At 41.2% G+C, this 24324-nt stretch carries 23 protein-coding genes, 1 pseudogene and 1 riboswitch; of the genes and pseudogenes, 11 read left to right on the forward strand and 13 right to left on the reverse strand.

The genetic code is table 11. The features are described 5' to 3' along the window. Window positions 1-3: 3 nt before the first annotated feature. From queE to queC, 3 genes are read right to left on the reverse strand one after another with little or no spacing between them, the layout of a single operon-like run. Window positions 4-732, reverse strand: a complete 729-nt coding sequence (gene queE, locus MKX49_RS18420; RefSeq protein WP_340877264.1) for a 7-carboxy-7-deazaguanine synthase QueE — start codon at window positions 730-732, stop codon at window positions 4-6. After that, window positions 725-1195, reverse strand: a complete 471-nt coding sequence (gene queD, locus MKX49_RS18425) for a 6-carboxytetrahydropterin synthase QueD (protein ID WP_034309398.1) — start codon at window positions 1193-1195, stop codon at window positions 725-727. Before queD ends, queE begins: the two co-directional genes overlap by 8 nt. Beyond that, window positions 1195-1860, reverse strand: coding sequence for a 7-cyano-7-deazaguanine synthase QueC (queC, locus tag MKX49_RS18430; RefSeq protein ID WP_161922259.1), 666 nt, complete (start codon window positions 1858-1860; stop codon window positions 1195-1197). Before queC ends, queD begins: the two co-directional genes overlap by 1 nt. Window positions 1861-1914: 54 nt before the next feature. Continuing rightward, window positions 1915-1957, reverse strand: a riboswitch (PreQ1 riboswitch). Between the two features lie 184 nt (window positions 1958-2141). On the opposite strand from queC, the gene MKX49_RS18435 reads away from it, so the two are divergent. From MKX49_RS18435 to MKX49_RS18470, 8 genes are all read left to right on the forward strand, one after another. Then, a complete protein-coding gene (locus MKX49_RS18435; protein WP_340877266.1) occupies window positions 2142-3821 on the forward strand; it encodes a methyl-accepting chemotaxis protein in 1680 nt (559 codons plus the stop codon). Between the two features lie 449 nt (window positions 3822-4270). Continuing rightward, complete coding sequence (locus tag MKX49_RS18440) at window positions 4271-4486, forward strand: hypothetical protein (protein WP_063594475.1); 216 nt, start codon at window positions 4271-4273, stop codon at window positions 4484-4486. 787 nt (window positions 4487-5273) lie between these two features. Beyond that, complete coding sequence (gene pgsB, locus MKX49_RS18445) at window positions 5274-6455, forward strand: poly-gamma-glutamate synthase PgsB (RefSeq protein WP_048687556.1); 1182 nt, start codon at window positions 5274-5276, stop codon at window positions 6453-6455. A gap of 15 nt (window positions 6456-6470) precedes the next feature. Beyond that, the gene (gene pgsC / locus MKX49_RS18450; protein ID WP_048687555.1) at window positions 6471-6920 is read left to right on the forward strand and encodes a poly-gamma-glutamate biosynthesis protein PgsC; all 450 of its coding nucleotides are present in this window, start codon (window positions 6471-6473) and stop codon (window positions 6918-6920) included. Between the two features lie 10 nt (window positions 6921-6930). Beyond that, on the forward strand, window positions 6931-8214 hold the full coding sequence (locus tag MKX49_RS18455) for a CapA family protein (RefSeq protein WP_340877268.1): 1284 nt from the start codon (window positions 6931-6933) through the stop codon (window positions 8212-8214). A gap of 74 nt (window positions 8215-8288) precedes the next feature. After that, on the forward strand, window positions 8289-9872 hold the full coding sequence (locus MKX49_RS18460; RefSeq protein WP_340877269.1) for a gamma-glutamyltransferase family protein: 1584 nt from the start codon (window positions 8289-8291) through the stop codon (window positions 9870-9872). Window positions 9873-9941: 69 nt separating this feature from the next. Further along, window positions 9942-10091, forward strand: a complete 150-nt coding sequence (locus MKX49_RS18465; protein ID WP_153246158.1) for a CapE family protein — start codon at window positions 9942-9944, stop codon at window positions 10089-10091. Between the two features lie 85 nt (window positions 10092-10176). Beyond that, entirely contained in the window at window positions 10177-10806 is a 630-nt protein-coding gene (locus tag MKX49_RS18470) for a poly-gamma-glutamate hydrolase family protein (protein WP_340877270.1), read from the forward strand. 5 nt (window positions 10807-10811) lie between these two features. Here the strand turns inward: MKX49_RS18470 and MKX49_RS18475 are convergent, their stop codons facing one another. The 3 genes from MKX49_RS18475 to MKX49_RS18485 all read right to left on the reverse strand — a co-directional run bounded on the left by MKX49_RS18475 (window position 10812) and on the right by MKX49_RS18485 (window position 15617). After that, the gene (locus MKX49_RS18475) at window positions 10812-12017 is read right to left on the reverse strand and encodes a C40 family peptidase (RefSeq protein ID WP_340877271.1); all 1206 of its coding nucleotides are present in this window, start codon (window positions 12015-12017) and stop codon (window positions 10812-10814) included. 723 nt (window positions 12018-12740) lie between these two features. Further along, a complete protein-coding gene (locus MKX49_RS18480) occupies window positions 12741-14822 on the reverse strand; it encodes a methyl-accepting chemotaxis protein (protein WP_340878569.1) in 2082 nt (693 codons plus the stop codon). Between the two features lie 276 nt (window positions 14823-15098). After that, window positions 15099-15617 (reverse strand): DJ-1/PfpI family protein, encoded by a 519-nt coding sequence (locus tag MKX49_RS18485; protein WP_048687548.1) that lies wholly within the window; start codon window positions 15615-15617, stop codon window positions 15099-15101. Window positions 15618-15752: 135 nt separating this feature from the next. Between MKX49_RS18485 and MKX49_RS18490 the strand changes: the two genes are divergently transcribed. Further along, window positions 15753-16145 carry a winged helix-turn-helix transcriptional regulator gene (locus MKX49_RS18490; protein ID WP_340877272.1) on the forward strand — a complete coding sequence of 131 codons (393 nt, stop codon included), beginning with the start codon at window positions 15753-15755 and terminating at the stop codon, window positions 16143-16145. A gap of 488 nt (window positions 16146-16633) precedes the next feature. Here the strand turns inward: MKX49_RS18490 and MKX49_RS18495 are convergent, their stop codons facing one another. From MKX49_RS18495 to MKX49_RS18525, 7 genes and pseudogenes are all read right to left on the reverse strand, one after another. Beyond that, window positions 16634-17239, reverse strand: a complete 606-nt coding sequence (locus MKX49_RS18495; RefSeq protein WP_340877273.1) for a hypothetical protein — start codon at window positions 17237-17239, stop codon at window positions 16634-16636. 27 nt (window positions 17240-17266) lie between these two features. Then, window positions 17267-17638: pseudogene (locus tag MKX49_RS18500) on the reverse strand (IS1595 family transposase); the annotation flags it as partial. Window positions 17639-17763: 125 nt separating this feature from the next. Beyond that, window positions 17764-17961, reverse strand: a complete 198-nt coding sequence (locus tag MKX49_RS18505; protein ID WP_048686936.1) for a hypothetical protein — start codon at window positions 17959-17961, stop codon at window positions 17764-17766. Between the two features lie 111 nt (window positions 17962-18072). Further along, window positions 18073-19323, reverse strand: coding sequence for an MFS transporter (locus MKX49_RS18510; protein ID WP_340877274.1), 1251 nt, complete (start codon window positions 19321-19323; stop codon window positions 18073-18075). A 627-nt stretch (window positions 19324-19950) separates the two neighbouring features. Next, window positions 19951-20436, reverse strand: coding sequence for an SRPBCC family protein (locus MKX49_RS18515; RefSeq protein ID WP_340877275.1), 486 nt, complete (start codon window positions 20434-20436; stop codon window positions 19951-19953). A 23-nt stretch (window positions 20437-20459) separates the two neighbouring features. Then, window positions 20460-20996: a GNAT family N-acetyltransferase gene (locus tag MKX49_RS18520; RefSeq protein WP_323596596.1), complete on the reverse strand. Its 537-nt coding sequence runs from the start codon at window positions 20994-20996 to the stop codon at window positions 20460-20462. 2 nt (window positions 20997-20998) lie between these two features. Beyond that, window positions 20999-21517: a YfiT family bacillithiol transferase gene (locus tag MKX49_RS18525; protein WP_445670133.1), complete on the reverse strand. Its 519-nt coding sequence runs from the start codon at window positions 21515-21517 to the stop codon at window positions 20999-21001. 247 nt (window positions 21518-21764) lie between these two features. Between MKX49_RS18525 and MKX49_RS18530 the strand changes: the two genes are divergently transcribed. Together MKX49_RS18530 and MKX49_RS18535 are read left to right on the forward strand one after the other, a co-directional pair. Further along, the gene (locus MKX49_RS18530) at window positions 21765-22865 is read left to right on the forward strand and encodes an endospore germination permease (protein WP_340877277.1); all 1101 of its coding nucleotides are present in this window, start codon (window positions 21765-21767) and stop codon (window positions 22863-22865) included. Next, window positions 22840-24324, forward strand: coding sequence for a spore germination protein (locus MKX49_RS18535; RefSeq protein WP_340877278.1), 1485 nt, complete (start codon window positions 22840-22842; stop codon window positions 24322-24324). Before MKX49_RS18530 ends, MKX49_RS18535 begins: the two co-directional genes overlap by 26 nt.

Raw genomic sequence — 24324 nt, forward strand, 5'->3', positions numbered from 1 at the left:
ACTTTACACGCCCCGCTTGTTACCCCATATATAGGTATGCAGCTGTGGCAGGACTTTCACATCATTCAATTCATCATCCGCTATCACTTTATCAATTAACTCTTCGTACTTCTTCAATAGGCCGCTGATCAATTGTCGATCATCCGCCGTCCTGCTGTCGTCATTGCCGACTTGCAGATAAAAGGGAATATCCGGGTAACGCCCATGTACATGTTTGGCATATTGATAATCTTCCTCGTTAAAGACGACGATCTTCAATGAAACATGTTTTTCTGGATTTCGATTGGCAAGATTCGAGATGATTTGGTCAAGCACGGTAAAGTCCGTGTTCATTCCAGAGCTCGGCGGCTTAGGTGAGATAGTCAGTTCATCAATATCGAGAAACCAATCCTGCCATCGGCTCCCTTGTGTTTCGACACCTATTTTCATTTTATTTTCATGTAAGATCGCTATCAAGCCGTTCAGGTTTTTCAACAGGGCCGGGTTTCCCCCAGATATCGTCACGAAGGAAAAACCGGAACCCCCAATTCGCTTCAGCTCATCCCATATTTCATCGGCAGTCATCTGAACGGTATCTTCCTTACCTGTGCCATCCCATGTAAATGCGGAATCACACCAGGAACATGAATAATCGCAGCCGGCCGTCCGAACGAACATGGTTTTTTGACCAATGACCATTCCCTCTCCTTGGATGGTCGGCCCGAAGATTTCCATAACCGGGAGTTTACTCACTTTCCATCCACTCCCGTCTGGCTTCGGCATAGCTTGTCGGCGTTTCGTACAGTCGAACAAATTCGACTCTAGCACCCTCATATTCTTTTAATGATAGGGCTTCGGCCATTTTTTCATAAATCCAGACAACCATATTTTCAGCTGTTGTATTCATGAGCGGCAGGGTTTCATTCAAATAACGATGATCCAGGTGGATTTCGATTTCATTTTTCCATATATCCTTGATGTCACCAAAATCTATCATCAACCCGCGTGAATCCGTATACCCGCTCAATCCGAAAATGACTTTATACGTGTGGCCATGCAGGTTCTTGCATTTCCCTTCATAGTCATGCAGATGGTGCGCCGCGTCAAAGGTGAATTCCTTACTCACGAGAACCCTCTTGTTTGTATACTTCAATTGGCTGCGCTGAATATCTTCATCTATTTTCTGGAGTTTATCCACTATCTTAAAACCGTACATCATGAAAGCACCTTCCGTCTGCTTACATAGTCATCGAGTCCTTTTTTCCGCAGATTACATGCCGGACAATCTCCACAGCCATCGGAGATGATTCCGTTATAGCAAGTCAGGGTCTTTTCGCGGACAAAGTCGAACGCGCCAAGCTGGTCAGCAAGCTCCCATGTTTCCTCTTTATTAAGCCACATTAGCGGCGTATCAATCACGAATGACTGGTCCATCGATAAGTTCAAGGTCACATTCAACGATTTAATGAATACATCGCGGCAGTCAGGATATCCGCTGAAATCCGTTTCACAGACTCCTGTGACAATATGTTTAGCGCCAATCTGGCTCGCCAGCACTCCGGCAAACGAAAGGAACAGCAAATTCCTCCCTGGCACGAACGTCGACGGCAGTTCCCCTTCTTCTCCGTCCGACACTGCGATATCACTTCTTGTCAATGCATTCGGTGCCAGTTGGTTCAGCAGCGACATGTCAAGGATATGGTGGTTCACGCCCAATTCCTTGGCAATGTTTTGAGCGCATTCGATTTCCAAGCTATGCCGCTGATTATAATCGAACGTCACCGCTTCCACTTCCTCAAATCTCTCCAATGCCCAAAACAGGCACGTCGTACTGTCCTGCCCTCCGCTAAACACAACCACTGCCTTTTCTTTCTTCTTCATTCTATAAAACTCCTTTTTACGGAAAAAAACAGCACCCTAAGAATAGAGCACTGTTTCTCCTTAGTTTTTTTGAGAGGGTAGCTAGAACCTCTTCCGCCTTAACGCGGAATATTATATTTTTCCAAGTCAATAGTAACTTGAAAATGATAAGAAATCAAGATGTTTATATAAAGTGAACATTAGACCTGGTGGAAAATTTGGTTAACTTTTCATTACTTAAAAATCACATTAAAAATCCGATAAAAAGAGTGAATAAAATATCGATAAAGGGGTCCAATAATTTGAAAAGCATTAAAGCAAAGGTATTGGTGGCATTTTCACTCATCATATCTTTATGTGTCATCTTAGGAGCATTCAACATTTATAGCAGCAACAAGTCACTGGTATACTCACAGGATATCATCGAAAGGGAACTTCCGCTTCTTTTCCAAGACGAAAAGCTCCTATATAATCTATCACAAAGAACCGCATTCGTCCGGGCCTATATTCTATATGGCGACGAGAGTTATAAAGAAAGGTTCTTACAATATACCGAAGAAAGCCAGGTCATCCAGGAGGAACTCCTAGCCTTAAGCGATTCTGATAAAACAAAGGAATTGATCGAGAAGAGCGTGGATTGGAGGACGATGATTGTAGAACGGGTATTTATCCAGTATGAAAAAGGAAATGAAGAACGCGCCAAAGAGATACTCAAAAATGAAGTGGCGCCAATCAGCAATGAAGTAATGGAGGGTTTCAAGGAGCTTGCTTCTAAACGCGAGGAATTGATTGTCGCTTCAGGTAAAACCGTCATCGAAAGCGGGAAATCGGTCAAGACGACAAGTATCATCTTATCCATTGCAGCAGTCCTTATCGGCCTTGTGCTGGCGCTTGTTACTGCCAACCTCATTACCACCCCCCTCCTTAAAATTAGGGACAGGATGAAAATGGTGGCTGACGGAGAGCTGAATCATGAGCCCCTGGAGCAAAAGTCATATGATGAACTGGGCGAATTAACGGTCTCCGCCAACCTAATGCAGAAAAACCTTCGTGATACGATCGAAAAAATGCTCGTTGTTTCGCAATCCGTTACCAACCAAAGCGAGGATCTGACTCAATCAGCAAATGAAGTGCAGCAGGGCAGCAAGCAAATAGCGTCTACGATGTATGAACTTTCGGAAGGTTCGGAGTCACAAGCCAGCCGGGCAGCCGAAATGGTTCGCATGATGGATGATTTCACCGGCAGGATCGAGTTGGCCCACCTGGAAGGAGCGGATGTGGCTAGAAGTTCAACCGAAATCCTTTCCTTGACCAAGGACGGCACCGCTTTAATGCGCAGTTCAGTCCAACAGATGCAAAGTATTGATGGGATTGTCAAAAATGCCGTAGAGCAAGTGAAAGGGCTCGATTCTCAATCACAGCAAATCTCGCAGCTTGTGCAGGTCATCAAAGATATATCCAATCAAACCAATCTATTGGCGCTGAATGCAGCCATAGAGGCCGCTCGTGCTGGTGAACATGGCAAGGGCTTTGCCGTCGTCGCCGATGAAGTGCGGAAACTCGCTGAAGAGGTCACACACTCCGTTGGGGATATCACCAATATTGTCTCCGCCATTCAAACGGGTTCAAAAACAGTCGTCCACTCCCTGGAAGATGGTTATACTCAAGTGGATGAAGGCACGAAACAGATCACACTCACAGGCCGAACCTTTGAAACAATCAATCACTCTGTCGGGAATATGGAAATGAAAATACAGCATATTACCGAAGAATTGAACTATATCTCCACAAATAGCAAAAAAATCAATCAGGCTATCGAAGATATCGCTGCCTTTTCTGAAGAGTCCGCGGCAGGAATCGAACAAGTCTCCGCCTCCGCTCAGCAATCCAGTTCTTCGATGGATGAAATCACGAATCATGCCAGTGAACTTGCATCTTCGGCAGAATTGCTGACTGCACAGGTTAAGAAATTCCAATTATGACACTAGCAAGTTCCCGCTGCTTGAATGCGGGAACTTGCTTTTTTTCTCCTATTATAAGTGTTGTTTCATTTTCGTATATTCGGGGAATATATAACTATACAAAATAATGAACCGTTAAAAAAGCAAATCTATCAAAAGCGGCTGGAAGTGAATATTTTCCTTTGTTTTCAGAATATTTAGTGTATAATGAATATAATCAAAGGAATATTTTAACTGAAATAATGATTACTTCCAATACCTGCAAATCCAGACCTTTCCTTTCAACACCATGCACGGGCCCATATGCTCAGTAAATATCGATTGCATGCTTTCTCTCGAATCAAACCATTCACAACTTTATTCACACAAAAACATATTTTCCACTCCAAATTTGTAAAAAAAGGTTAAACTACACCAACGATATGTTACTATTAAACTAAGACCTTTTAACCCCATAAGGAGGAATTCATATGAAACGTTTTTTCAAATTCATCGCAGATTTTAAAGAAAGAAAAGCACTGGAACGGGAAACCGAAGAATTCTTTCGCAAAGAATACGAAAATTATATGAAGATGAATCCTGACAATCAAGGAAAAAGAAGGAGATTAGCTCCTAGACTTTATGTGATTGATGGCGGTAAAAAGGGCTCCAACCTTGAGATTTCTGACAGAAAGAAATCCAGTTAACCTGATTCCTTCCATTATCAGCTACCCAAGCTGTAACTCAAGACCCACAAAAGTTAAATCTCCATGATTAACGGAGATCCGTGACCATTACATTCATTTACAATATATAAGCCGAAAGCTCAGATATGCTTCTGGGCTTTTTTATTTTTCCTTCTTCTATAAACACTATATTTATAGAAGAAACTAGGTATTTTTTAAAAGAAATGGGTTAACTTTAGTTTATTTCATGTTTTAGGTAAAAGTTCAATTATAGACCCCTGGGTATTACCAAGGAAAAACCGAAAAATATTTAAAAAAAAGAGATGTGTTCTTTTACTCATCTTTATCCATATTCAAAAGAGTTCAACTAATTGAGTCGTTAGATGCAATATTTCACATTGAATGACAAATGCATAAAAATTGTAACGTTTATGTCAAACAATGGGTATAAACAATTAATAAACTGTAATAAACCTCACTTTTAAAAATTAATTATTATTCAAATATAGCCATTATGAATTAGGTTCAAATACTCATAAACCTATTTTACTTCTGACCAAAATAGGTTTTTATTAAACTTTCCATAATTTAGTGTAATAAAACCTCGATTCCCTCAATTTTCAGCCATATCTTTGTACTCATAAAACAATTTATCCCATTAGATACTATTACACTCTAATATACATATATTTGAAAAAGCTGACGATAACTATATTACGATAGAATAATTGACTCTTGCCTATTAAGTTTAAAATCATGTAGTGTGTATTCAGTAATTCAAATATTTGAAAAAAAGAGAGGTTAAAAAATGGCACCAATATTTATTTGTGCGATCTTTTTGCTTGGCTATGGCATTTTTGAACAAAAACGCCATCAGAAGCGTCTCGACTCCATCCCGGTACGTGTGAATGTGAATGGGATTCGAGGGAAATCGACTGTAACGCGTCTAATTACAGGTGTGATCCAGGAAGCTAAATACAAAACAGTAGGTAAAACAACCGGAACATCAGCAAGAATGATCTATTGGTTTACCGACAAGGAAAAACCGATTGTACGACGCCCGGAAGGACCCAACATAGGAGAACAACGGCGTGTAGTTAAAGAAGTTGCCGACTTAGGCACGGAAGCACTGGTTTGTGAGTGCATGGCCGTACAGCCTGACTATCAACTAATCTTTCAAAACAAAATGATCCAGGCAAACATTGGGGTCATCGTGAATGTATTGGAAGACCATATGGATGTCATGGGACCGACATTGGATGAGGTTGCTGAAGCCTTCACTGCTACCATTCCCCATAATGGTCACTTAATAACCATCGAAAGTGAATATTTGGACTTTTTCAAGCAAATTGCCAAAGAACGCAACACAAAAGTAATCGTTGCAGACAACTCCAGAATATCGGAAGAGTTCCTGCGTGAATTCGACTATATGGTATTTCCTGATAATGCATCACTGGCCTTGGCCGTTGCTGAAGCTTTGGGCATTGATGAAAAAACGGCTTTTCGCGGCATGTTGAATGCGCATCCCGATCCAGGTGCCATGCGGATCACCAAATTCGGAGATCCCATCCAGCCAACTTTCTTTGTCAATGGCTTTGCTGCAAATGATGCATCATCGACGCTGAACATATGGGAACGTGTCAATACGTTCGGATACAGCACAGAACCTCCTATCGTCATCATGAATTGCCGTGCCGATCGTGTGGACCGTACTGAGCAGTTTGCAAGAGATGTATTGCCTTACATAAAATCTGAAATCGTCATTGCCATTGGTGAAACCACATCACCGATTACAAGGGTATTCGAGCAAGGTAAATTGGATACTAAAGAATATTGGGATTTAGAAAACTGGTCAACTGAAGAAATCGTGGCCCGTCTCCGCCCATTGATGAAAAATCGCATCGTCTACGGTGTCGGGAATATTCACGGTGCAGCGGAACCATTAATTGAAGCATTCATGAAATCTAAAACAAAGCAAAAAGCAAGTTAAGTAGGAGGAACCTTAATGTTTGGATCGGATTTATACGTAGCCCTAGTACTTGGAGTAACGCTTAGCCTTATATTTTCAGAAAAGACGGGTGTCGTACCCGCAGGACTTATCGTGCCAGGTTATTTGGCATTAGTATTTGATCAATGGGAAATCATGCTCACCATTTTGATCATTAGTGTCGTAACTTATTTAATCGTCACCCACGGCCTTTCAAGATGGGTGATTTTATATGGAAGAAGAAAATTCGCCGCCATGATGGTGACCGGGATTTGCTTGAAACTCCTATTGGACTTAGTCTACCCCGTCATGCCCTTTGAAATATTCGAGTTTCGGGGAATCGGTATAATCGTACCTGGATTGATAGCGAATACCATACAAAGACAAGGAATGCCATTGACACTTGGCAGCACGCTTTTATTATCCGGTTTAACTTTCGGTTTAATGAACGTGTATTACCTATTCTGAGGTGCAAAAAATGAAACGGACTTTAAATGCAAAAGAAAAAACACTTATCTTTATTAAACGCACGAAGAAAAAAAATCTTAAATACACTGGAATCATACTACCTATATTACTAATCGCTTTAGTCATTACCACTTGGATGGGACGGGCTGAGGAAGTGAAAACAGTCGCAACAAAATCCGATCAACCATTGACGATGACAATGGTCGGTGATGTGATGATGGGACGTTATGTTGAAGAAGTGACGGAAAAGCACGGGTATGAATACCTCTTCCGGTATATGAAACCCTATTTTGCCAATTCGGATTATGTCAGTGGGAATTATGAACATACCGCTTTAAAAGAAGAGGTATCTAACTACAAGGAAGCAGATACTCCAATCCGGTTAAACTCCAATACTAGTGGTGTGGAAGCCGTTAAAGATGCTGGCTTCTCTGTGGTGTCATTGGCAAATAACCATATGATGGACTATGAAGAACAAGGACTCCTTGACACGATTGATGAATTTAAAAGTGAGGATATGCACTATGTCGGTGTTGGATCGAACACTGCGGAAGCAAAAAACAGCATCGACTATGCGGATGTTAATGGCGTACGTGTTGCAACACTTGGCTTCACAGATGTTTACGGTAAGGATGCCGTATCAAAAAATGATAAAGCCGGACTATTGAACTCCAATCCTGATTTATTATTTGAAATGATCGGCAAAGCAAGGAATGCCAAGCAAGGCAATGCAGACTTGGTTGTGGTGAATATGCACTGGGGACAAGAGTATTCAACCTCAACAACCGATCGGCAAAAAGACTTGGCTAAAGCTATCATCGATGCGGGCGCTGACATCATCATCGGGCATCACCCCCACGTGCTTCAATCGTTTGATGTTTATAAAGATGGAATCATTTTCTATAGTCTAGGAAATTTCATATTCGATCAAGGCTGGACACGCACAAAGGATTCAGCCATGGTTCAATACCATTTAGCGGAAGACGGAAAAGCTACAATCGATGTCGTACCGCTGCAAATTGAAGAAGCAACACCAAGGCCAGCTACCTCTTCCATTGACAAATCACGTGTTTACCGACAGTTGACGAAGGAAACGAGTGAAAAAGTCCAGTGGTCTAAAAAAGAGGATCGCATCGAGATTACCTTGGATCACAAGAAGGTAATCGATCATAAGGCACAGCGTGAACAAGAGGAAAAGGCAGCAATGGAAAAGAAAGCTGCACTAGAGAAAAAAGCAGCACAAGAGAAAAAGGCCGTACAAGCTAAACAACCGGAAATGCAACCCATTCAGTAAGGAACGCTTTATCACTACTATTTGAAGAATGAAGATACACAACTTAGAAGCTCAACGAAAAGGGGGAACAACCGATGATTAACCGTATGACGGGAAAAGTGCTCATATCCCTAAGCTTGCTCATATATATTGCTGGATGTTCGAAGACACCCCCTATTTCTGACACGAATGATCCGATAAAGAGTAAAACGGAACAATCATATGGGGTCAGTTCTTCAAATCCGATCGCAATAGATGTGGGTATGGATATATTGGAAAACGGCGGAACGGCCGCTGATGCCGCCATTGCGGTATCGTATGTATTAGGTGTAGTCGAACCTTATGGATCTGGCGTGGGAGGCGGCGGCGGTATGCTGATTGCCCCGGAATCCGGCGAACCCGAATTTATCGATTATCGTGAATCCTCCCCAGAAGACCCAAGTTCAAGACACGATACAGGGATTCCTGGCTTAGTGGCCGGCATGCAGGTCATCAGTGATAAGTATGGGAGCGTACCAATGGCAGATCTTCTTCAGCCGGCGATAGATTTGGCTGAAGACGGATTTGAAGTCGACGAATCGTTATCATCACGCTTAGACGCGGCCCAGCCAAGGATATCCTCCGATGCGACTTCACTTTTTTATCCTGATGGTGATGCCATTGAACCAGGCAAAACCCTCGTCCAGGAAAGACTTGCTGAAACATTGAAGGAGATCCAGCAGGAAGGTCCTGATGGTTTTTATAAAGGGGAAATTGCGCGGGATATTAAAAGGGAATCAGATATCGACTTGAAGGATTTAAAGCGCTATGAGGTGAAAGAACGGAAACCGGTCCAAGGAACATTTGCCGGTTATGATGTTTTTACTGCCCCTCCGCCCTTTTCAGGAATTACCGTTCTTGAAATGTTAAAGCTAGCCGAGGAAATGAACCTAGGTGATTCTTCAAGCAAATCAGCTTATATGAAAGTCTTGGGGGGCATCACGGATACCGCTTATCAAGATCGGACCGTCCATGTTGGAGATGGAATAAGTCACTCCAAGGCGGAAAAATTGCTCTCCCCCATTCACTTGGATAATCTTAAAAATAAGATAAAAAGTGAAAAATGGGAAGATAAAGAACCGAATGATTCCGAAGAACATGAAAGTACGACACACTTTGTGATAATGGACAAAAATGGCACTGTCGTTTCCACAACAAATACGCTCAGTAACTTTTTCGGATCTGGGGATTATACAAATGGATTTTTCCTTAACGATCAATTGAAAAATTTCAGGTCCGGCTTGAACTCTCAAGAGGCATATAAACGGTCAAGAACTTTCACCGCTCCGACCATTCTCAAGAAACCTGGGCGCGAATCGATCGGGATCGGCTCACCAGGCGGGAATAGGATTCCGCAAGTATTGATGCAGGTTCTTTATTCTTATACAGAAAATGAAGGCTCATTACAGGATATCGTCGATCGTAATCGGTTCGTCTTTGATGGAAAGAAGATTTATACAGAATCCAGGCTTTCGGATGAAACCATATCCGACTTGGAAGATTCAGGATATGAAGTCATTCAGAAGATTTCCCCCATGTATTATGGCGGGGTTCAAGGACTCGTTAAAAACGAGAAAAATGGACAAATATCCGGAGCTGGAGATAAAAGAAGAAACGGAAGCTGGAAAGCTCAGCATTAAACAGGCAATCCAGCCCCTCCTTTTCTAAATATCATAAGAATTTTAGCGTTGTATAAGGGGATTTTGAATATGAATATCGTAAAAAAAATAACAAGCTGGGTAATACCCGTCCTTCTTGTAGCAGCCCTGCTTGTAACAATGAATACGTTTAAACGGACAGAAACGTTAACACCCGACGAGCAAAAGAAAATAGAACAATATACAACAGTCGAAAAATAAAAAAAGCTGGGGCATCCCCGCTTTTTTTATTTTTGCCGTCAACGGGTATGGAAGATCAGATACACTACAGATACGGAGGATTACCATGATTGAAAATAGCTATACCGATTTTTTTGAACTGCAGGAAAATGAACAAGAATACCTTGATTACCGCATCATCGTTCATCACAGGAATCCTGATATTGCAGTTCTAGCCATCCATGGCGGGAATATCGAACCAGGTACGAGCGAAGTTGCGGCCGCACTTGGAGAGAAACTTTTTGCAAGCACCTATCTATTCGAAGGCCTAAAATCAAGGGGCAACCAGGTCCTCCATATAACATCCCGCTTATTCAATGAACCGAGCGGCGTTTCGATGGCAGCGAATGCTCAGACCACCCTTTCGATCCATGGCCACTACGACGTACATCATGCGCTGGTTTACATTGGCGGAAAGAACGAATCATATAAGAACCTTATCCAGCAATGCCTCAACAAAGCTGGATTTCAAACTGATCATGCACCGCAGCACCTTTCTGGCATGAATGGAAACAACATCACCAACACATCCAAAACGGGTGCAGGCGTACAATTGGAACTTTCCACAAAGCTCAGAAAAAGCTTTTTCAAAGGTGATGACTTTACCAGTAAGAACAGGGCCAATCACTGTAATATTCTTAAACGGTTCGTTACTGCCATTGAAAAAGCGACTCATGAATATAAACAGGTTGAATGACCTTCTTAGTCCATGAGGCTTTCAACTTGACCGAAGCTTTCGAATTTCTCGGCAAAATAACCTGACGAAAGGTTGGAAATATGAACGCCTGCGTTTTCCGTTGTATGGAGAAAACGTCCATCACCCAGATAAATACCAACATGGGTCACACCTAGCCTTGTTCCTGTGTCGCTAAAAAAAACTAAATCCCCTGCCTTTGGATTATCGATTTTGGGCACCAATGAAAAGTAATCCTCGGCGGAACCTCGTTTTACCGAAAGGCCCTGCTCCTTCATGACCCAATATATGAAGCCGCTGCAATCCATACCGGTCATTGGATCGTCTCCCCCGAAAACATAGGTGAATCCGCGTAAAGTGTATGCATACTTGATGACATCATATGCCTTATCATATGCAGCCTCCTGGTTTACATAAAACGGATATAACGGGTTGCTGTATAGTTGAAGATACTGCCCTTGCAACAACTCATCGGTAATTAAAGCGTTACGACTTTTGATCGTACTCATGGAAATACTGTAATTCTCCGATATACTTTTAAGCGTTTCTCCCGTTTGGACGATATGCTCTCCTTTAGGCGTATATGTTTTGTACGCCACTTGGTATTTTGCAAAGTAATCTTCTGTAGTGGATCTCACCTGAACCGTTTCCGCACCATATCCAGAATTGACAAATTGGTTATTGCCGACATAAATACCCGCAGTCACCACTTTTAAGCTGTCTTTTTCCAGAAAGAATATTATATCCCCAGTTTTTGGAGTGGCTGTATCCATCCCTTGCTTATAAAAACCATCTACTGTCAAACGGTCAACCGGCACATTTTGCCGGGAAAGCACCCAATGAATCAATCCGCTCGAATCGAATCCTTTTTCAGGCGTCTCCTCTCCAGCTGTCTTTTTAAAACCTATGAAAGATCTCGCATATTTCGCAATTTTTTTTCCTCTCTCCGACCATTGATAGATGGAAGGAGTATACGCCGTTTGAATGATTGTCAACTTTTGGCCCGCAAATAACTTATCATCCGGTAAACCATTCGTCTTCATCAATTGTTCAGCCGATATATCATGTGTCTTGGCAATCGATTCCACCGTTTCGCCAGAGATTACAGTATGCACAGGATCTGCAGCCTCGGCCTTTAAACCAGGTAAAAAAGTGAAACTAACCATGAATACCAATGTCGTCAGTATCATACAGCTTATTTTTCCATTAAACATTTTAACCTTCCTTTATATGCTGAAATATTTATATATTTACGATGTTCATGTAAATCCCATCATACGAATCTTCTATCCTATCATCCACTCAATCAGATGCACCTTAATGCTCACAACAATAATATTATCGGTAAAAACAATGAAACCTTTAGCCTATTTCTTACAAAAAAACCAACAGTCGGATTCAATAAAACACCATAAAAGCAAATCATTATTCCTATACCTCATCGAGAAAAGTTGGAAATCGAAGAATCCCTAGAGGATTTTGTTTACACACTTTGATAAAAATGGAAGATATGCAGCATAGTTTTGGAAGGGAAACGTATTTGAGGTTTTGCATGAGAACAAACGGAAATTGATTACGAAGGCGATGGATTATTGATCAGGAAACCAAACCCATTGGTACATACATCATCTAGCAGAAGTAAATAAGGGGAAAGCTAAATGGCATTCCCCTCTCGTTACTATGAATCTATCTCATATAAATTTGTGAAGCTTCTAATATCCGTGCCGACTTGTCCGATTCCTATATATTATTCCCCTTTGTAAAAAAAGCATGGATACTTGACCCGATCCTCTAAATTATACTTTTGTGCTTCTATTGATTTTGTCCACCATAGAGAGATGTCCCAGCGATGTACCTTTTCATAATGATGAAATGGCAATCCAACAAAAGAGGAAACCACTGTAATGGACTCCCTTTTTGCAACACTTGTTTATTCCCTACTTCTCTATCTGGAATTCCCCTAGCGTCTGCTCCAAATCATTTATTAACTGTGTAAGCTGCTGTGTATATTGAGCAAGTTCATTGGAAGAAGCAGCTTGTTCCTCCATGGATGATGCAATTTCTTCTGATGAAGCTGTCGTTTGCTGTGATACGGCGGTGATTTCTTCTATCACTTTAATAACCGTTTCTTTTTGTCGATTGATGCTTTCAATGGATTGTGTTTCTTCCTGAATCGAATTGGATATTTTCCCGACGGAATCTTCCAGCTCTTTCATGGCTTCACTTACCGTGTTCACGGCATTTTTCTGATCCTTGCTGATTTGATTCGTTTCATTTGTCGTTTTCAGCAATTCCTCTGTATCTGACAGAATGCTTTGGATGATTGCTTGAATATTTTTTGTAGCTTCTTTTGAATCATCAGCCAAGCTCCTTACTTCATTCGCCACGACAGCAAAACCTTTGCCGGACTCACCTGCCCTTGCAGCTTCTATAGATGCATTCAAAGATAATAAATTGGTTTGTTCCGATATTTTCGAAATGGCATTCGTGACATCTGAAATGGTTTTTGATTTTTCCACAAGTCTTAAGCTCATGCTCGTGACTGCAGAAAACGCCACTTCTAATTTATGGTATGACGCTTCCAAACCACTTACCTGTTGTTTCCCTGACTCTATTTTTTCAGATGCAAGTTCCAATACGGACTGGGTTTCCCTTGATTTTTTTGATAACCCATCGATTTCCCCACTAAGGACCTGGATCGTACCCGCACCATGCTCCACCTGTTCAGATTGATTCGAAGCACCCGCTGCAATCTCTTCTATCGCGCGTGAAACATCTGTAATGGCCGCACTATTTTCAGCAGCTATTTGGCTTAAGCCGGCATTGGCATTTGTCACCGATTCCGCATTGCCGTTTACCTTCTCAACCAATCTTCTTAATTTCCCTAGCATCGAGTTATAGCTTTTGCTCAAGTCCCCAATCTCATCATTGGATTTAATGGCAAATTCGGTCACTAAATCCCCACTTGCCGTCTTTTCTATGATTTTTTGGAAGTCGGCCATGATTTTCGTTAACTTTCCTGCTAGATAAAGAGCACATACCATCCCGAATAAAAGACCTAAAATACCTGATACCAGTACGATTCTAGTAATGTCACCTAGCTTGGATTGCAGTATTTTGTCTGGTGTGAGCGCCAACACCTTCCAGTTCACTTCAGGGACCGTACTCCATTCACCTGTGTAATCTTCACCATCCAACGTCAAGGGTTGGTTTGCTTTTCCGCCCCCATTATACATGTCGGCCACCCACTTGAACTCTGAACTGAATCGGTCAGTGTCCGTAATGAAATCCTCCACACCTTCTTCCATGCCGCTTTTGTCAGGATTCATATTCTTCCCGTCCATATCCTTCATGAATGAACTCACGATAAACCCTTGTGAATCCAATATCACCAGATTGCTAGTGGAATCTTTTTCGATGGTTGACCTCATTTTCCCGATTGTCGCAAGGTCGATATCATAACCCAGGGCCCCTGCCATTTTCCCGTCCGATAAAACGGGCGTGACAACGGAAGTCATGATCATTCCCGAAACTCCATCTTTATACACATCCATCCATTTCGTTTCCGGTCTTTCGGTCAGCTGCGTATAAGTCTTTGTCTCCCTGGCATCCTGATTGAAATCCATTTGGGGAGAAGCATACAAGGAACCATCCGATCCATCCATATAATAAACGGAAATTAAATCCTCATTGTTCTTTTGAAAAGCCTCTAACGTTTTTTGAATATCCTTGATTGAATCACCATTCTTGATCTGATTGGAAACCAGCTGTGATAATTGCTCTAGCGAATTTTCATACGTGGCCATGCTCAAATTGATTTGGGCCGCTGCATTTTGGGCCGAGCTTTCGTTGATGGACGTACTATCTTCTTTAAAAATGGAAGTCACCTTTACCCCCATTATCGAAACGGATACGACTATCGCGAGAAGAACGGATGTACATATAAATAGTAACCATTTTATCCGGAGCGATATCCTTCTCTTTACTTTTTCTTTCTTGTCAATCGATGAACTTCTCATCAATAGTTTCCCCCTTTTATTTGGCCTGCAAATGCCCTTATGTGTGAAAACAAAGATTCAATCTATGCTCAAAATGGATCCTTCCTAAATTACGATCACTTACTTTATTTTTCCACATAAACATACTATATACCTATCAATCCCTTGTCAATCACCAATAAAGGATAAATTAATAGGTCTAAAGTTTGCATTCCATTTTCAAATAAAAAAACCCTTGGATTGTATAGAATCCAAGGGTTTCACATAGGGGATATTAAGTCAGCAATAAAACGCGATTTAGCGTAATGCTGCGGCTAAGCTTTCTCCGAATTCTTTTGCGCCATCCGGACCATCACCCGTTATGATATCACCATGCGCAACGACATGCTGTTTTACATATTCAGCGGAATTGGCTTTCAATTCGTCAATTTGAACATCAACTGGGTAACAAGCAGCTTTACGTCCAGAAAGTAAACCTGTTTTCGCTACAGTGACAGAACCTGCACAAATTCCCGTTACAAGAACTTTTTGTTCATGCGCTTGTTTCAAAAAACTTTGCAGTTCTTGGTTACCCCATAGATGATCATTCGTACCTGATCCCCCAATTACTGCGATTGCATCATAATCACTTGCTGAAACTTCAGAAAAGATCACCTCTGCCAAAGCCTTGCCTTGATAGTCACCAGTTATTTCTCCTGTTTTCGTACTGGCTATCGTCACTGCCACTCCTGCATTTTCCAATACTTCCTTCGGCTGAAATAATTCATCTTCATTAAAACGTTCTGGTGGTATAATTAGTAATGCTTTTTTACTCATATATATTGCCTCCTGAATTGAATTGTCTGATGACACTCAAATTGTAACGCTCGTAATCGGCGCTGTGAAGAATGCACTTTTATGTGCGGAGGTTACCTTAAGGTTACTGGTAAAATAAAAAAGGAGCTAATGTCCATGTCAGAAACATTAAGAGATGAAATCAAAGAAAAGATCTTAAACGGCTATTATAATTGCGAAAAAGAGCTTACTTTATCCATATTCAGCGGCAAATGGAAAATCGTCATTCTATGGCATTTAGGTGTAGAAGGCCCGCACAGATTCAGTGAACTACAAAGGCTTTTCCCGAAAATATCCCATAAAATCTTAACGAATCAGTTACGTGAACTAATGGAAGACGGCATCGTCCATCGGAAGGTATATCCCGAGATCCCTCCAAAAGTCGAATATTCCATGACTGAACTTGGAATGACCTTGCTGCCGATCGTTGAAATGATGTATGAATGGGGAAAAAACAGGATGAATGAAATTAAACAAGAAATGCATGTCAGTGAAAATGATGGGAATTAATAATACATTCGTGACCCGAAAAACAAAGCCCATTGTAAAATGTGAGCGTTGCCTCCAGACACTCGCTTTCCAAGGGCCGGGACCCCACTAGTGCATGCTGTGAAGGCTTGGCAGGCAGTCGGCGGAAAGGGAGCGGATTTCTGAAATCAACTGGAACATTTATTAAGAAAAAACTGTAGGCTAGTCTCATCCCCAATATTCTTAAGACTAGATTATTCTTCATGTTTTTTTCCTATACCCTTAATCGATTGAAGAAATTTGCGACACTCCTGCCGAATAACTGGCTAGACGAGACACCGCAGACGCTTGCGTCGAGGAGGCTTGCGTCGAGGAGGCTTGGCAGACTGTCGGCGGAAAGGGAGCGGATTTCTGAAATCAACTGAAGCATTTTTTAAATAAAGGTTATGTTAAATAATATTGTTATTTTTTAGTCAAATAAATGAGACCTTCTCTTATCAGGGGTCTCATAATCATTTTAATTTTTAAAATTACTCGTACTTACATAGCTTTGGAACTACAAAATCGGGAAAAGTCTTGATTATTTTTTTATATGTTGCGAAATTCGATTGACTTGAGATAACCGAAATGTTATCTCCATCATAGCCAATCCAAAAAATACTTGCATCGACTTCTACTTTAACCACTACTGTTCCCGCAATTTTCCCTTCCCAATTTCCTTTCCATTCTCTTTGTTCTACACTAAATACATCTTTGTTTGTGGACCATAAAACTAAATCATTCCCACTACCAAGAGTAATATAGAAAGGGAAAATCTCCTTAAACTGCTTTTCATTCTGGATTTCAGTAACAACGTATCGGTTAGTTAAGTATCTATAACTGATATTGAATTCCTTGCAATTATGTTCAAACTCATCTTTCCAATAAGAAGAAACCTCAGCACAAAAATAAAGTGGAAATGCTTTAATATTCCTCATCCACAATGGCAGGAAATTTTCATCACATTCTGGTAGATAAAAGCCATCCATTAAGAAAACATATGGTGTAGTGCCTTCTATTGCAAACGGAAAAAAACCTCCAGCATCAGGATTTGAGTCATAATATCTCTTCGGGAAATAGCCAACTTCTATATTCAATTTTCCGCCCCCTTAGTTCCAATGTATTCATTTATTAAGGTTGATAATCTTTAACTCTTTATAAGTAACATCTGTCTTGAAAAGACAACTTTCTACTATCTACTATCATACTACTTATTGAAATGTTATCACTTCGATGTTTAATCATATCCAAGAAATGAAACCAACTCAAATAATGGGGTAGATATTTTGTTGCTACTCCATTAAGTCGTTGTATCCAACCTTTCAATAGAATGAGATAATTATTAACATTTTGGATATGATAAATCCCTCTACACGTTCTGCACCGTCTGATTTAAAACAGTAGTGTTCCAATCCTTTGTTTCTTGCCTAGGTGGAAAATGCCCTCCAAGCATCGGTGCAAAGTGTATTGTCCGACGACAATTCATTGCCGATAGCGATGTTGTTCCACAGGCAGAATTATTTAACATATCTTAAATAAAAAACTAGACCGACATTAGAATATCTCGGTCTAGTGAATTCGAAGCTGATTCTTTTCATGAAAAGGAAAGGTGATAACTCATTTACTTTTTACCCGGCTTGGTGAATTGCTGACCAATTGCACCTATTATTAAAATGATGATCGAAATGAGACTGTAGTCCTTGAAAAAGGTCGTAAATGGAATTTCCAGAAACAAGAACGCCATCGTAATCAATCGTCCTATAAGAAGAATCATTCCGATAACTACCATCCAATTAAATAATTTCCCCAAAAAACCCATCTTTTCCTCCTTCCCCAATCAAATGATGACTTTCATGGTATCATCTTTCTACAAGAATAAATATCCGGCATGCTGAAAATCCTTCAGCCTGACATGTCGTTCCGTGCCCCATTACTCGGAGGCATCTTTGGAGATAGGTTTTCCGGCTTCGATCAACACTTTGCTGCCCAGCAGGAAAAAACCTTGAATGAACAGCAATATACCAGTTCCTATAAGGAGCCATTCTATTTTAATGATGTCGGATATCGGTCCGAATACAAGCATTCCCAGGGGCATCATGGAAGTCGAGATCATTCCTAAAACACCAAATACCCTCCCAAGAAGATCACCCTCAATTTTCTCCTGTAACAAGACCATGGACGGCGTATTAAAAATGGGCATCGCCAATCCCACTACCCCCATGATGATCAAGTAAATCCAGAAAACGGGGATGATTCCAAGAGCGAAAGTACAGGCACCAATTATAAGGCTTGCAAGTGTCATCGTATGGATCTTGTTTTTAAAGCCTCCCCAGGAAGCCATGAAAATCCCGCCTAGCATCATACCGATGGCAAAGGTGATTTCTATCGCAGTCAACCGCCAAACATCATTCCCGAAAGAGCGTGTGACTTGAAGCGGTGTTAGGAATGCAACTGGTGCGGCAAGCACGAAGAAAAATGCGAAAAACATAAAGAACTTCTTAAGAAAGTCGTGATTCCTGATATAACTGAAGCCTTCTTGCAAATCGGTGAAATAGCTGGTTGTTTGCTTTTGTAATGCCTTCGAATGTGCTGGAATTTTCAAAAAGGCCAGCAATGTGAAGATGGCAATTGCAGCTGTAATCACATCAATGAAGAAAATGGTTTCGATTGAAGCCATCGTAAGCAACGCGCCGCTCACCATGGGGGAAACGAGCATCACTAGCGCTTGAATGCTTCCATTTGTCCCGTTCACCTTCGTAAGCTTATCCTCTGGCACAAGCTGCGGGAGAATGGCCCCGACTGCAGGAGTCTGGATCCCAGTTCCGATTGCGCGGACAGCGGACATGACGAAAAGCAGCCAAAGCTCATCGTAGCCGATTAAAAACAAGATGGCCAATACGAGCGTTGAAATGGCAATCAAAGAATCCGAAAGAATGATCAGTATCTTCCGATTATAGCGGTCTGCCCATACCCCCGCGATTGGGGAGAGTATGAAGGTGGGCACGAAACCACAAACGATGGATATCGTCATCATGACACCCGACTGTGTATTCAATGTGATATACCACATGATGGCATACTGGACCAAGGACGAGCCAAAGAGGGATATCGTCTGACTGCCTAGAAAAAGAGGGATATTCTTTTTCCAATTGTCCTTTACTTGTTCATTTAATGATTTCATCTCTTAAACACCTCATTCTATTTTCAATATTTGTTCTTAATGCCCTAAAAAAAACACAGGCTATTTGCCTGTGTTTAGAGTAAATGGATCAGAACCTATCTAAAGAAACCTGAGAGGATGACTATTTTCACGATAAAAAATCAATCTCCCACTGGCCTTCGGTTTGGTCAATACAATGAAGAATCTTAGATCTATCCAAAATCCCTTGGATAGGTAATGTAATTCTCCCTTTATATAAATTCTTCCATTTTAAATTCAACTGGAATCGTGAAAACCTATGATCACAAAGGTTGCCCCGGCTACAGCTGGACAAAAAAAAAGAGGTTGGGTCTCTTTTTTCTTAAATGCGTAAAATGAAGGTTTCCTTAAAAATAGACAGACCATTCCCATTTACCCTGCGGACGGCAGAGCTCTTGAACGTATTCAATTAACGGTTCAAAGATTGGAAACGCAGTCTGATATATGTCACAAGGAAAACCTCCATTTCTTAAAAGTTAAAGTCATCTTAACATGGAGCCAACTGGAATATCAATAAAAAACTTCCTTCATGGCAGAAGCATCACTTCGGCTTTGGCCGAAATTCATTGTTCCGCTTCCTTATGTATCCTGCTGCCTGTCACACATCCATTATCCATCCATTCGTTTGACGGCAGCCGTATATTCCTTATGCCATTTTTCCCATTCATCCATTGGGAAGTCCTGATGGTGTCCATCAAGTAAATCACTAAACATATCTAGGCAAATATGCCAGCCTGCCAAATCTTTTGATGTATGATCATTAACTGGCGTAATGGATTCTTTCAATACCAATGAGCATCCATCCTTTTCAGGGGATACCTCGAAACGAACCCAGCCGTCCCCCCATTCAAAATCTAAAACGGCAGATTCCCGGAAGTCCCTGATCTTCATATCAAAAGATTTCCCTGACCCATCATTGAAATTGAATTTTATCGTCCCATCTTTTCGGAGGTCCTTCATTTCCAGGTTGGACATCCACTTTTCCAACTTATCATTCTCCGTTAAAGCACCCCATACCTTTTCAACCGAATGATTGAGAAGGCGATCGAATCTTGCGATAATCCCATTACCATCTTTTTCGATTGAAGCTTGCACTTGGATTCCCCCCATTCAATTCGTTACCCGAGATTATTTTTATAATAAAAAATGGTCGGTTGGAATTCACCATTTGCAGATTTCGCATATTCAGGAATCCTGCCTGCCTGAATATATCCCAATGAGGTATACAGGAGATTTGAAGGATCTCCTTCCCTCGTATCCAGGACCAATAATGTCCGCCCTTCCTGTTTGGCCTTCTTCTCAGCCTCTAGCATGAGTGAACGTCCTATGCCATTTCTTCTATAACCAGTATGCGTCATTAATTTTGCGATTTCCGCTCGATGGCCGCCATTTTGCTTTGAACATAAATGTAACTGTACACTCCCTACAATCTTACCCTGTAACTTAGCGACCAACAGAATCACATCAGGATTCATGGCACTACCCCAGTAATCAATGGCCTCAGACTGTTTCATGGGTGGTAAAAAACCGATGGACGCACCATCATCCACCACTTGCACCAAAAGGTCGGACAGTTCATTAAGATGGTCTTCGATTGATGTTATTTGTTCGATTTTCACATCGGCGTTCACAGTAATCACACCTTTCTCAGTCATATTCACCATCCCTGGCGCTTTGATAAAGTAATAATGTGAGCCAGATGATGGCGTCCGTGCCATGCATAAATTCCTATATTTTCACCGACTGTCACCTCTCCTGAATCAGGATGGATGAATGTTCTGCTCAGGTCATCTGCATGAAGACCCGATAAAAGTTTGCCCATGCGGATATGTATACCTTCGATTAGTGATAGAGAAACATCAATCGGCAAATCATAATCAGGCAGCTCTGCCCATTTCCCCTCCTCATACGGTTTAATGACAGGACTTTCTTCCGTAAGGGCCAATTTGAAGCGAATATATGCGTTCATATGACTATCAGCAACATGATGCACCACTTCGCGGACCGTCCATCCTCCAGGACGATAAGCCGTATCAAGCTGTTCATCATCCATGTTCCCTACTGCTTCCCGCAGAACCCGAGGCATAGCTTCAATCTCGTTGAGCCACCCTTCGGCTACACCACTATTAATTTCCCCGTCAAACTGAAACTTCCCAATCGGGTATCTTAAATCCATCTTCATTCCCCCTTGATGTTCAATAAAAATAGCATCTATATATATTCTTTATCGATTAAAACAAATCCTTTTTCCGGCATAGTTTGCTTTGCTCTACTGCTCATCACTAAATATCAGGAAATTTAATCCATATCATTAGCGCGTATACTATTTCCACATTTAGCAATCATAAACAAATGAATGGCATTTTGCATCAATCCAATCTTTAAACAATGGAAATGGAAATGGAAATGGGGATAGGATCATCTTGAAGAAAATTAGTTCGATACAAACCCTGAGCATCTTCTTTTTATCAATCGGCCTTCTTAATCACGTTATTTTGATTCCATTCCTCCTATCCACCGGCGGAAGGGATACTTGGTTTTTTTCTATCCTTACCCTTGGTTTAATCCCTATTTGGGTCTACCTCCTATCCAGGATAATCACGAATATGAAAAATCAATCCATGACGGATTGGCTTGAAAATAGATTTGGAAAACCTATTAAAAATATCGTTTTATTCTTTATAGTGCTCTACCTGATCAGCCTTGTTTTGGCCACTACAAAGGAAACGATGGATTGGATCACTACAACTTTTCTATTTGAAACGCCAAGTTTAGCCATTATCATCCCGTTTACGCTGTTATGCATATTCTTGGCCCATTCAGGCATTCGATCCATTGCCATCAGTTCTTCCGTATTATTGCCCGTTGTCGTGTTACTTGGCATTTTGGTTGCGACTGGAAATATACCGACTAAAGATTATAGTCACCTCCTGCCTCTTTTTGAGGATGGTTATTTTAACGGCATTAAATCCTTTCAATATACTGCATATGGTCTTATGGAACTGATTTTACTCACCTTTTTCCAGGAAAAACTTACGGATACAATTAGTCGCAAGACATTGGTTTTCTTAAGTATCGGTTTAGTTTTTCTGGTTTTCGGCCCATTGACGGCTGGAATCGCTGAGTTCGGCCCGACATTAGCTGAGGCAATGAGATACCCTGCCTATGAACAATGGCGTTTACTGACAATTGGAAAATATATTGAACATACAGATTTCTTTTCGATTTATCAATGGCTTGCTGGGGCCTATGTCCGTGTTTCACTGGCATTATTCTTAATAACGGAAGTCTTTAATAAAAAAACGAACCAAATGAAGATAGGAATTCTCTTCGCTGTAGGTTTTCTTATGGCGATCGTCTCCATCGTTCCCTACAGTAATTTCAAGTTCTTGCAAATGACCCAAACTTTTTACTACCCTGGCGCTTTATATTTTTTGATCATTTTGTCCACCTTTTTATTTATCGGCACATTCATTAATTCTAAGGAGGGGAAAAAACATGAGAATGAGACGATCCAAAAATGAGCCAACCCTGCCTGAATTAAAGGAAGAGACATTTCGGGAGTTATTCAGTTCAAGTTCAGATATCATATTTGAAACGTTTTATATCGGAGAAACAGAAAGACCCATTCCTGTCCTTATTTTTTACTGCTCGGGTATGGCTGATATCAGTTTATTGAACGAAGGAATTTTGGAAAAGTTAAACAAAATGATGCAATTGGACGAGAGAATAGATGCTGAAAAGGTTATCAACAAGCTAAAACCTTTGGTGGATTTGACGAAAGTGACCATTGATAGTGAATTCATTAGTGTCCAACAGCAGATTTTCTCCGGGAATGCCCTATTGTTCATACCGTCGACACAAGATTTATTTTCCATTAATTTGTCCAAAGTTCCGAACCGGCAGCCTGAGGAGTCTTCTTTCGAGGTCTCGGTAAGGGGGCCAAGAGATGGATTTGTCGAAGATTTATCCATAAATACCGCTTTAGTCAGAAAACGTCTGAAAACAAAATCGCTTGTCTATGAAGACTTTATCGTTGGTAGGCGCAGTCAAACGAAAGTCGCACTGATGTACATGGATGACATTATCGACCTAGAACTAGTCAAAAATGTAAGGTCCAAGCTTAACTCCATAGATATTGATATATTGGTGAGCAGTCAACAATTGGAGGAATTGATCACTAACAGTAAATATAGTATATTTCCACTCACTCATTACACGAGCCGCCCTGATTTTGTAGTCGAAGCACTCAATCAAGGAAGATTCATTCTGATCGTGGACGGAATGCCAACGGTAATAGTGGCTCCATCTACCTTATTATTGCAAATAAAAACTGCAGAAGATTCGAATCTCCCCTATTTATTTGTAAGCCTTGAGAGACTTCTTCGTGTTTTAGGGATTGGGATAACGATTTTATTGCCCGGATTTTGGATATCGATTTCCGCTTTCAATATTGAACAGGTGCCGTTTCCGTTACTGGCCACGATAACCCTTTCAAGGCTGGGACTCCCCTTATCTGCCACGATGGAATTCATTCTCATGCTCCTTTTATTTGAATTATTCCGTGAATCCGGTGTCAGGTTACCTAAAGCGGTTGGGCAGACAGTTGCCGTTGTAGGTGGTCTCATTGTCGGCGATGCCGCGATAAGGGCAGGACTGACCTCACAAACCATGCTTGTGGTAACTGCCGTGACCTCTGTCGCATCTTATACCCTTGTAAACCAGTCTTTAACAGCTGCCGTCACCGTACTCCGTATGTTTGTTTTGTTATTAAGCTGTATTTATGGAATTTACGGCATGATAATCGGTTTACTCACCATTGTCACTATATTATCCAGACTGGATTCTTTTGGGGTTGCATATCTTGATGGACTAAACCCGCCAAGACTCACTAAAATACTGGATTCATTAATAATGAGGCCATGGCAATCCCTGAGCAAGCGATCCTTGGCAGCTCAAGATAAGACCAGAAAGGGGCAGTAG

It is taken from the genome of Peribacillus sp. FSL M8-0224, assembly GCF_038003055.1.
Taxonomy (GTDB): Bacteria; Bacillota; Bacilli; order Bacillales; family DSM-1321; genus Peribacillus; species Peribacillus frigoritolerans.

What these genes read in the sequence shown, in the direction of transcription:
- MKX49_RS18460 (WP_340877269.1), top strand. Translation starts at nt 8,289, where the DNA reads ATGATTAACCGTATGACGGGAAAAGTGCTCATATCCCTAAGCTTGCTC.
- pgsC (WP_048687555.1), top strand. Translation starts at nt 6,471, where the DNA reads ATGTTTGGATCGGATTTATACGTAGCCCTAGTACTTGGAGTAACGCTT.
- MKX49_RS18485 (WP_048687548.1), bottom strand. Translation starts at nt 15,617, where the DNA reads ATGAGTAAAAAAGCATTACTAATTATACCACCAGAACGTTTTAATGAA.
- MKX49_RS18490 (WP_340877272.1), top strand. Translation starts at nt 15,753, where the DNA reads ATGTCAGAAACATTAAGAGATGAAATCAAAGAAAAGATCTTAAACGGC.
- MKX49_RS18480 (WP_340878569.1), bottom strand. Translation starts at nt 14,822, where the DNA reads ATGAGAAGTTCATCGATTGACAAGAAAGAAAAAGTAAAGAGAAGGATA.
- MKX49_RS18470 (WP_340877270.1), top strand. Translation starts at nt 10,177, where the DNA reads ATGATTGAAAATAGCTATACCGATTTTTTTGAACTGCAGGAAAATGAA.
- MKX49_RS18535 (WP_340877278.1), top strand. Translation starts at nt 22,840, where the DNA reads ATGAGAATGAGACGATCCAAAAATGAGCCAACCCTGCCTGAATTAAAG.
- MKX49_RS18505 (WP_048686936.1), bottom strand. Translation starts at nt 17,961, where the DNA reads ATGGGTTTTTTGGGGAAATTATTTAATTGGATGGTAGTTATCGGAATG.
- MKX49_RS18475 (WP_340877271.1), bottom strand. Translation starts at nt 12,017, where the DNA reads ATGTTTAATGGAAAAATAAGCTGTATGATACTGACGACATTGGTATTC.
- queD (WP_034309398.1), bottom strand. Translation starts at nt 1,195, where the DNA reads ATGTACGGTTTTAAGATAGTGGATAAACTCCAGAAAATAGATGAAGAT.
- MKX49_RS18525 (WP_445670133.1), bottom strand. Translation starts at nt 21,517, where the DNA reads ATGGATTTAAGATACCCGATTGGGAAGTTTCAGTTTGACGGGGAAATT.
- MKX49_RS18455 (WP_340877268.1), top strand. Translation starts at nt 6,931, where the DNA reads ATGAAACGGACTTTAAATGCAAAAGAAAAAACACTTATCTTTATTAAA.
- MKX49_RS18440 (WP_063594475.1), top strand. Translation starts at nt 4,271, where the DNA reads ATGAAACGTTTTTTCAAATTCATCGCAGATTTTAAAGAAAGAAAAGCA.
- MKX49_RS18465 (WP_153246158.1), top strand. Translation starts at nt 9,942, where the DNA reads ATGAATATCGTAAAAAAAATAACAAGCTGGGTAATACCCGTCCTTCTT.
- MKX49_RS18520 (WP_323596596.1), bottom strand. Translation starts at nt 20,996, where the DNA reads ATGACTGAGAAAGGTGTGATTACTGTGAACGCCGATGTGAAAATCGAA.
- MKX49_RS18510 (WP_340877274.1), bottom strand. Translation starts at nt 19,323, where the DNA reads ATGAAATCATTAAATGAACAAGTAAAGGACAATTGGAAAAAGAATATC.
- queC (WP_161922259.1), bottom strand. Translation starts at nt 1,860, where the DNA reads ATGAAGAAGAAAGAAAAGGCAGTGGTTGTGTTTAGCGGAGGGCAGGAC.
- pgsB (WP_048687556.1), top strand. Translation starts at nt 5,274, where the DNA reads ATGGCACCAATATTTATTTGTGCGATCTTTTTGCTTGGCTATGGCATT.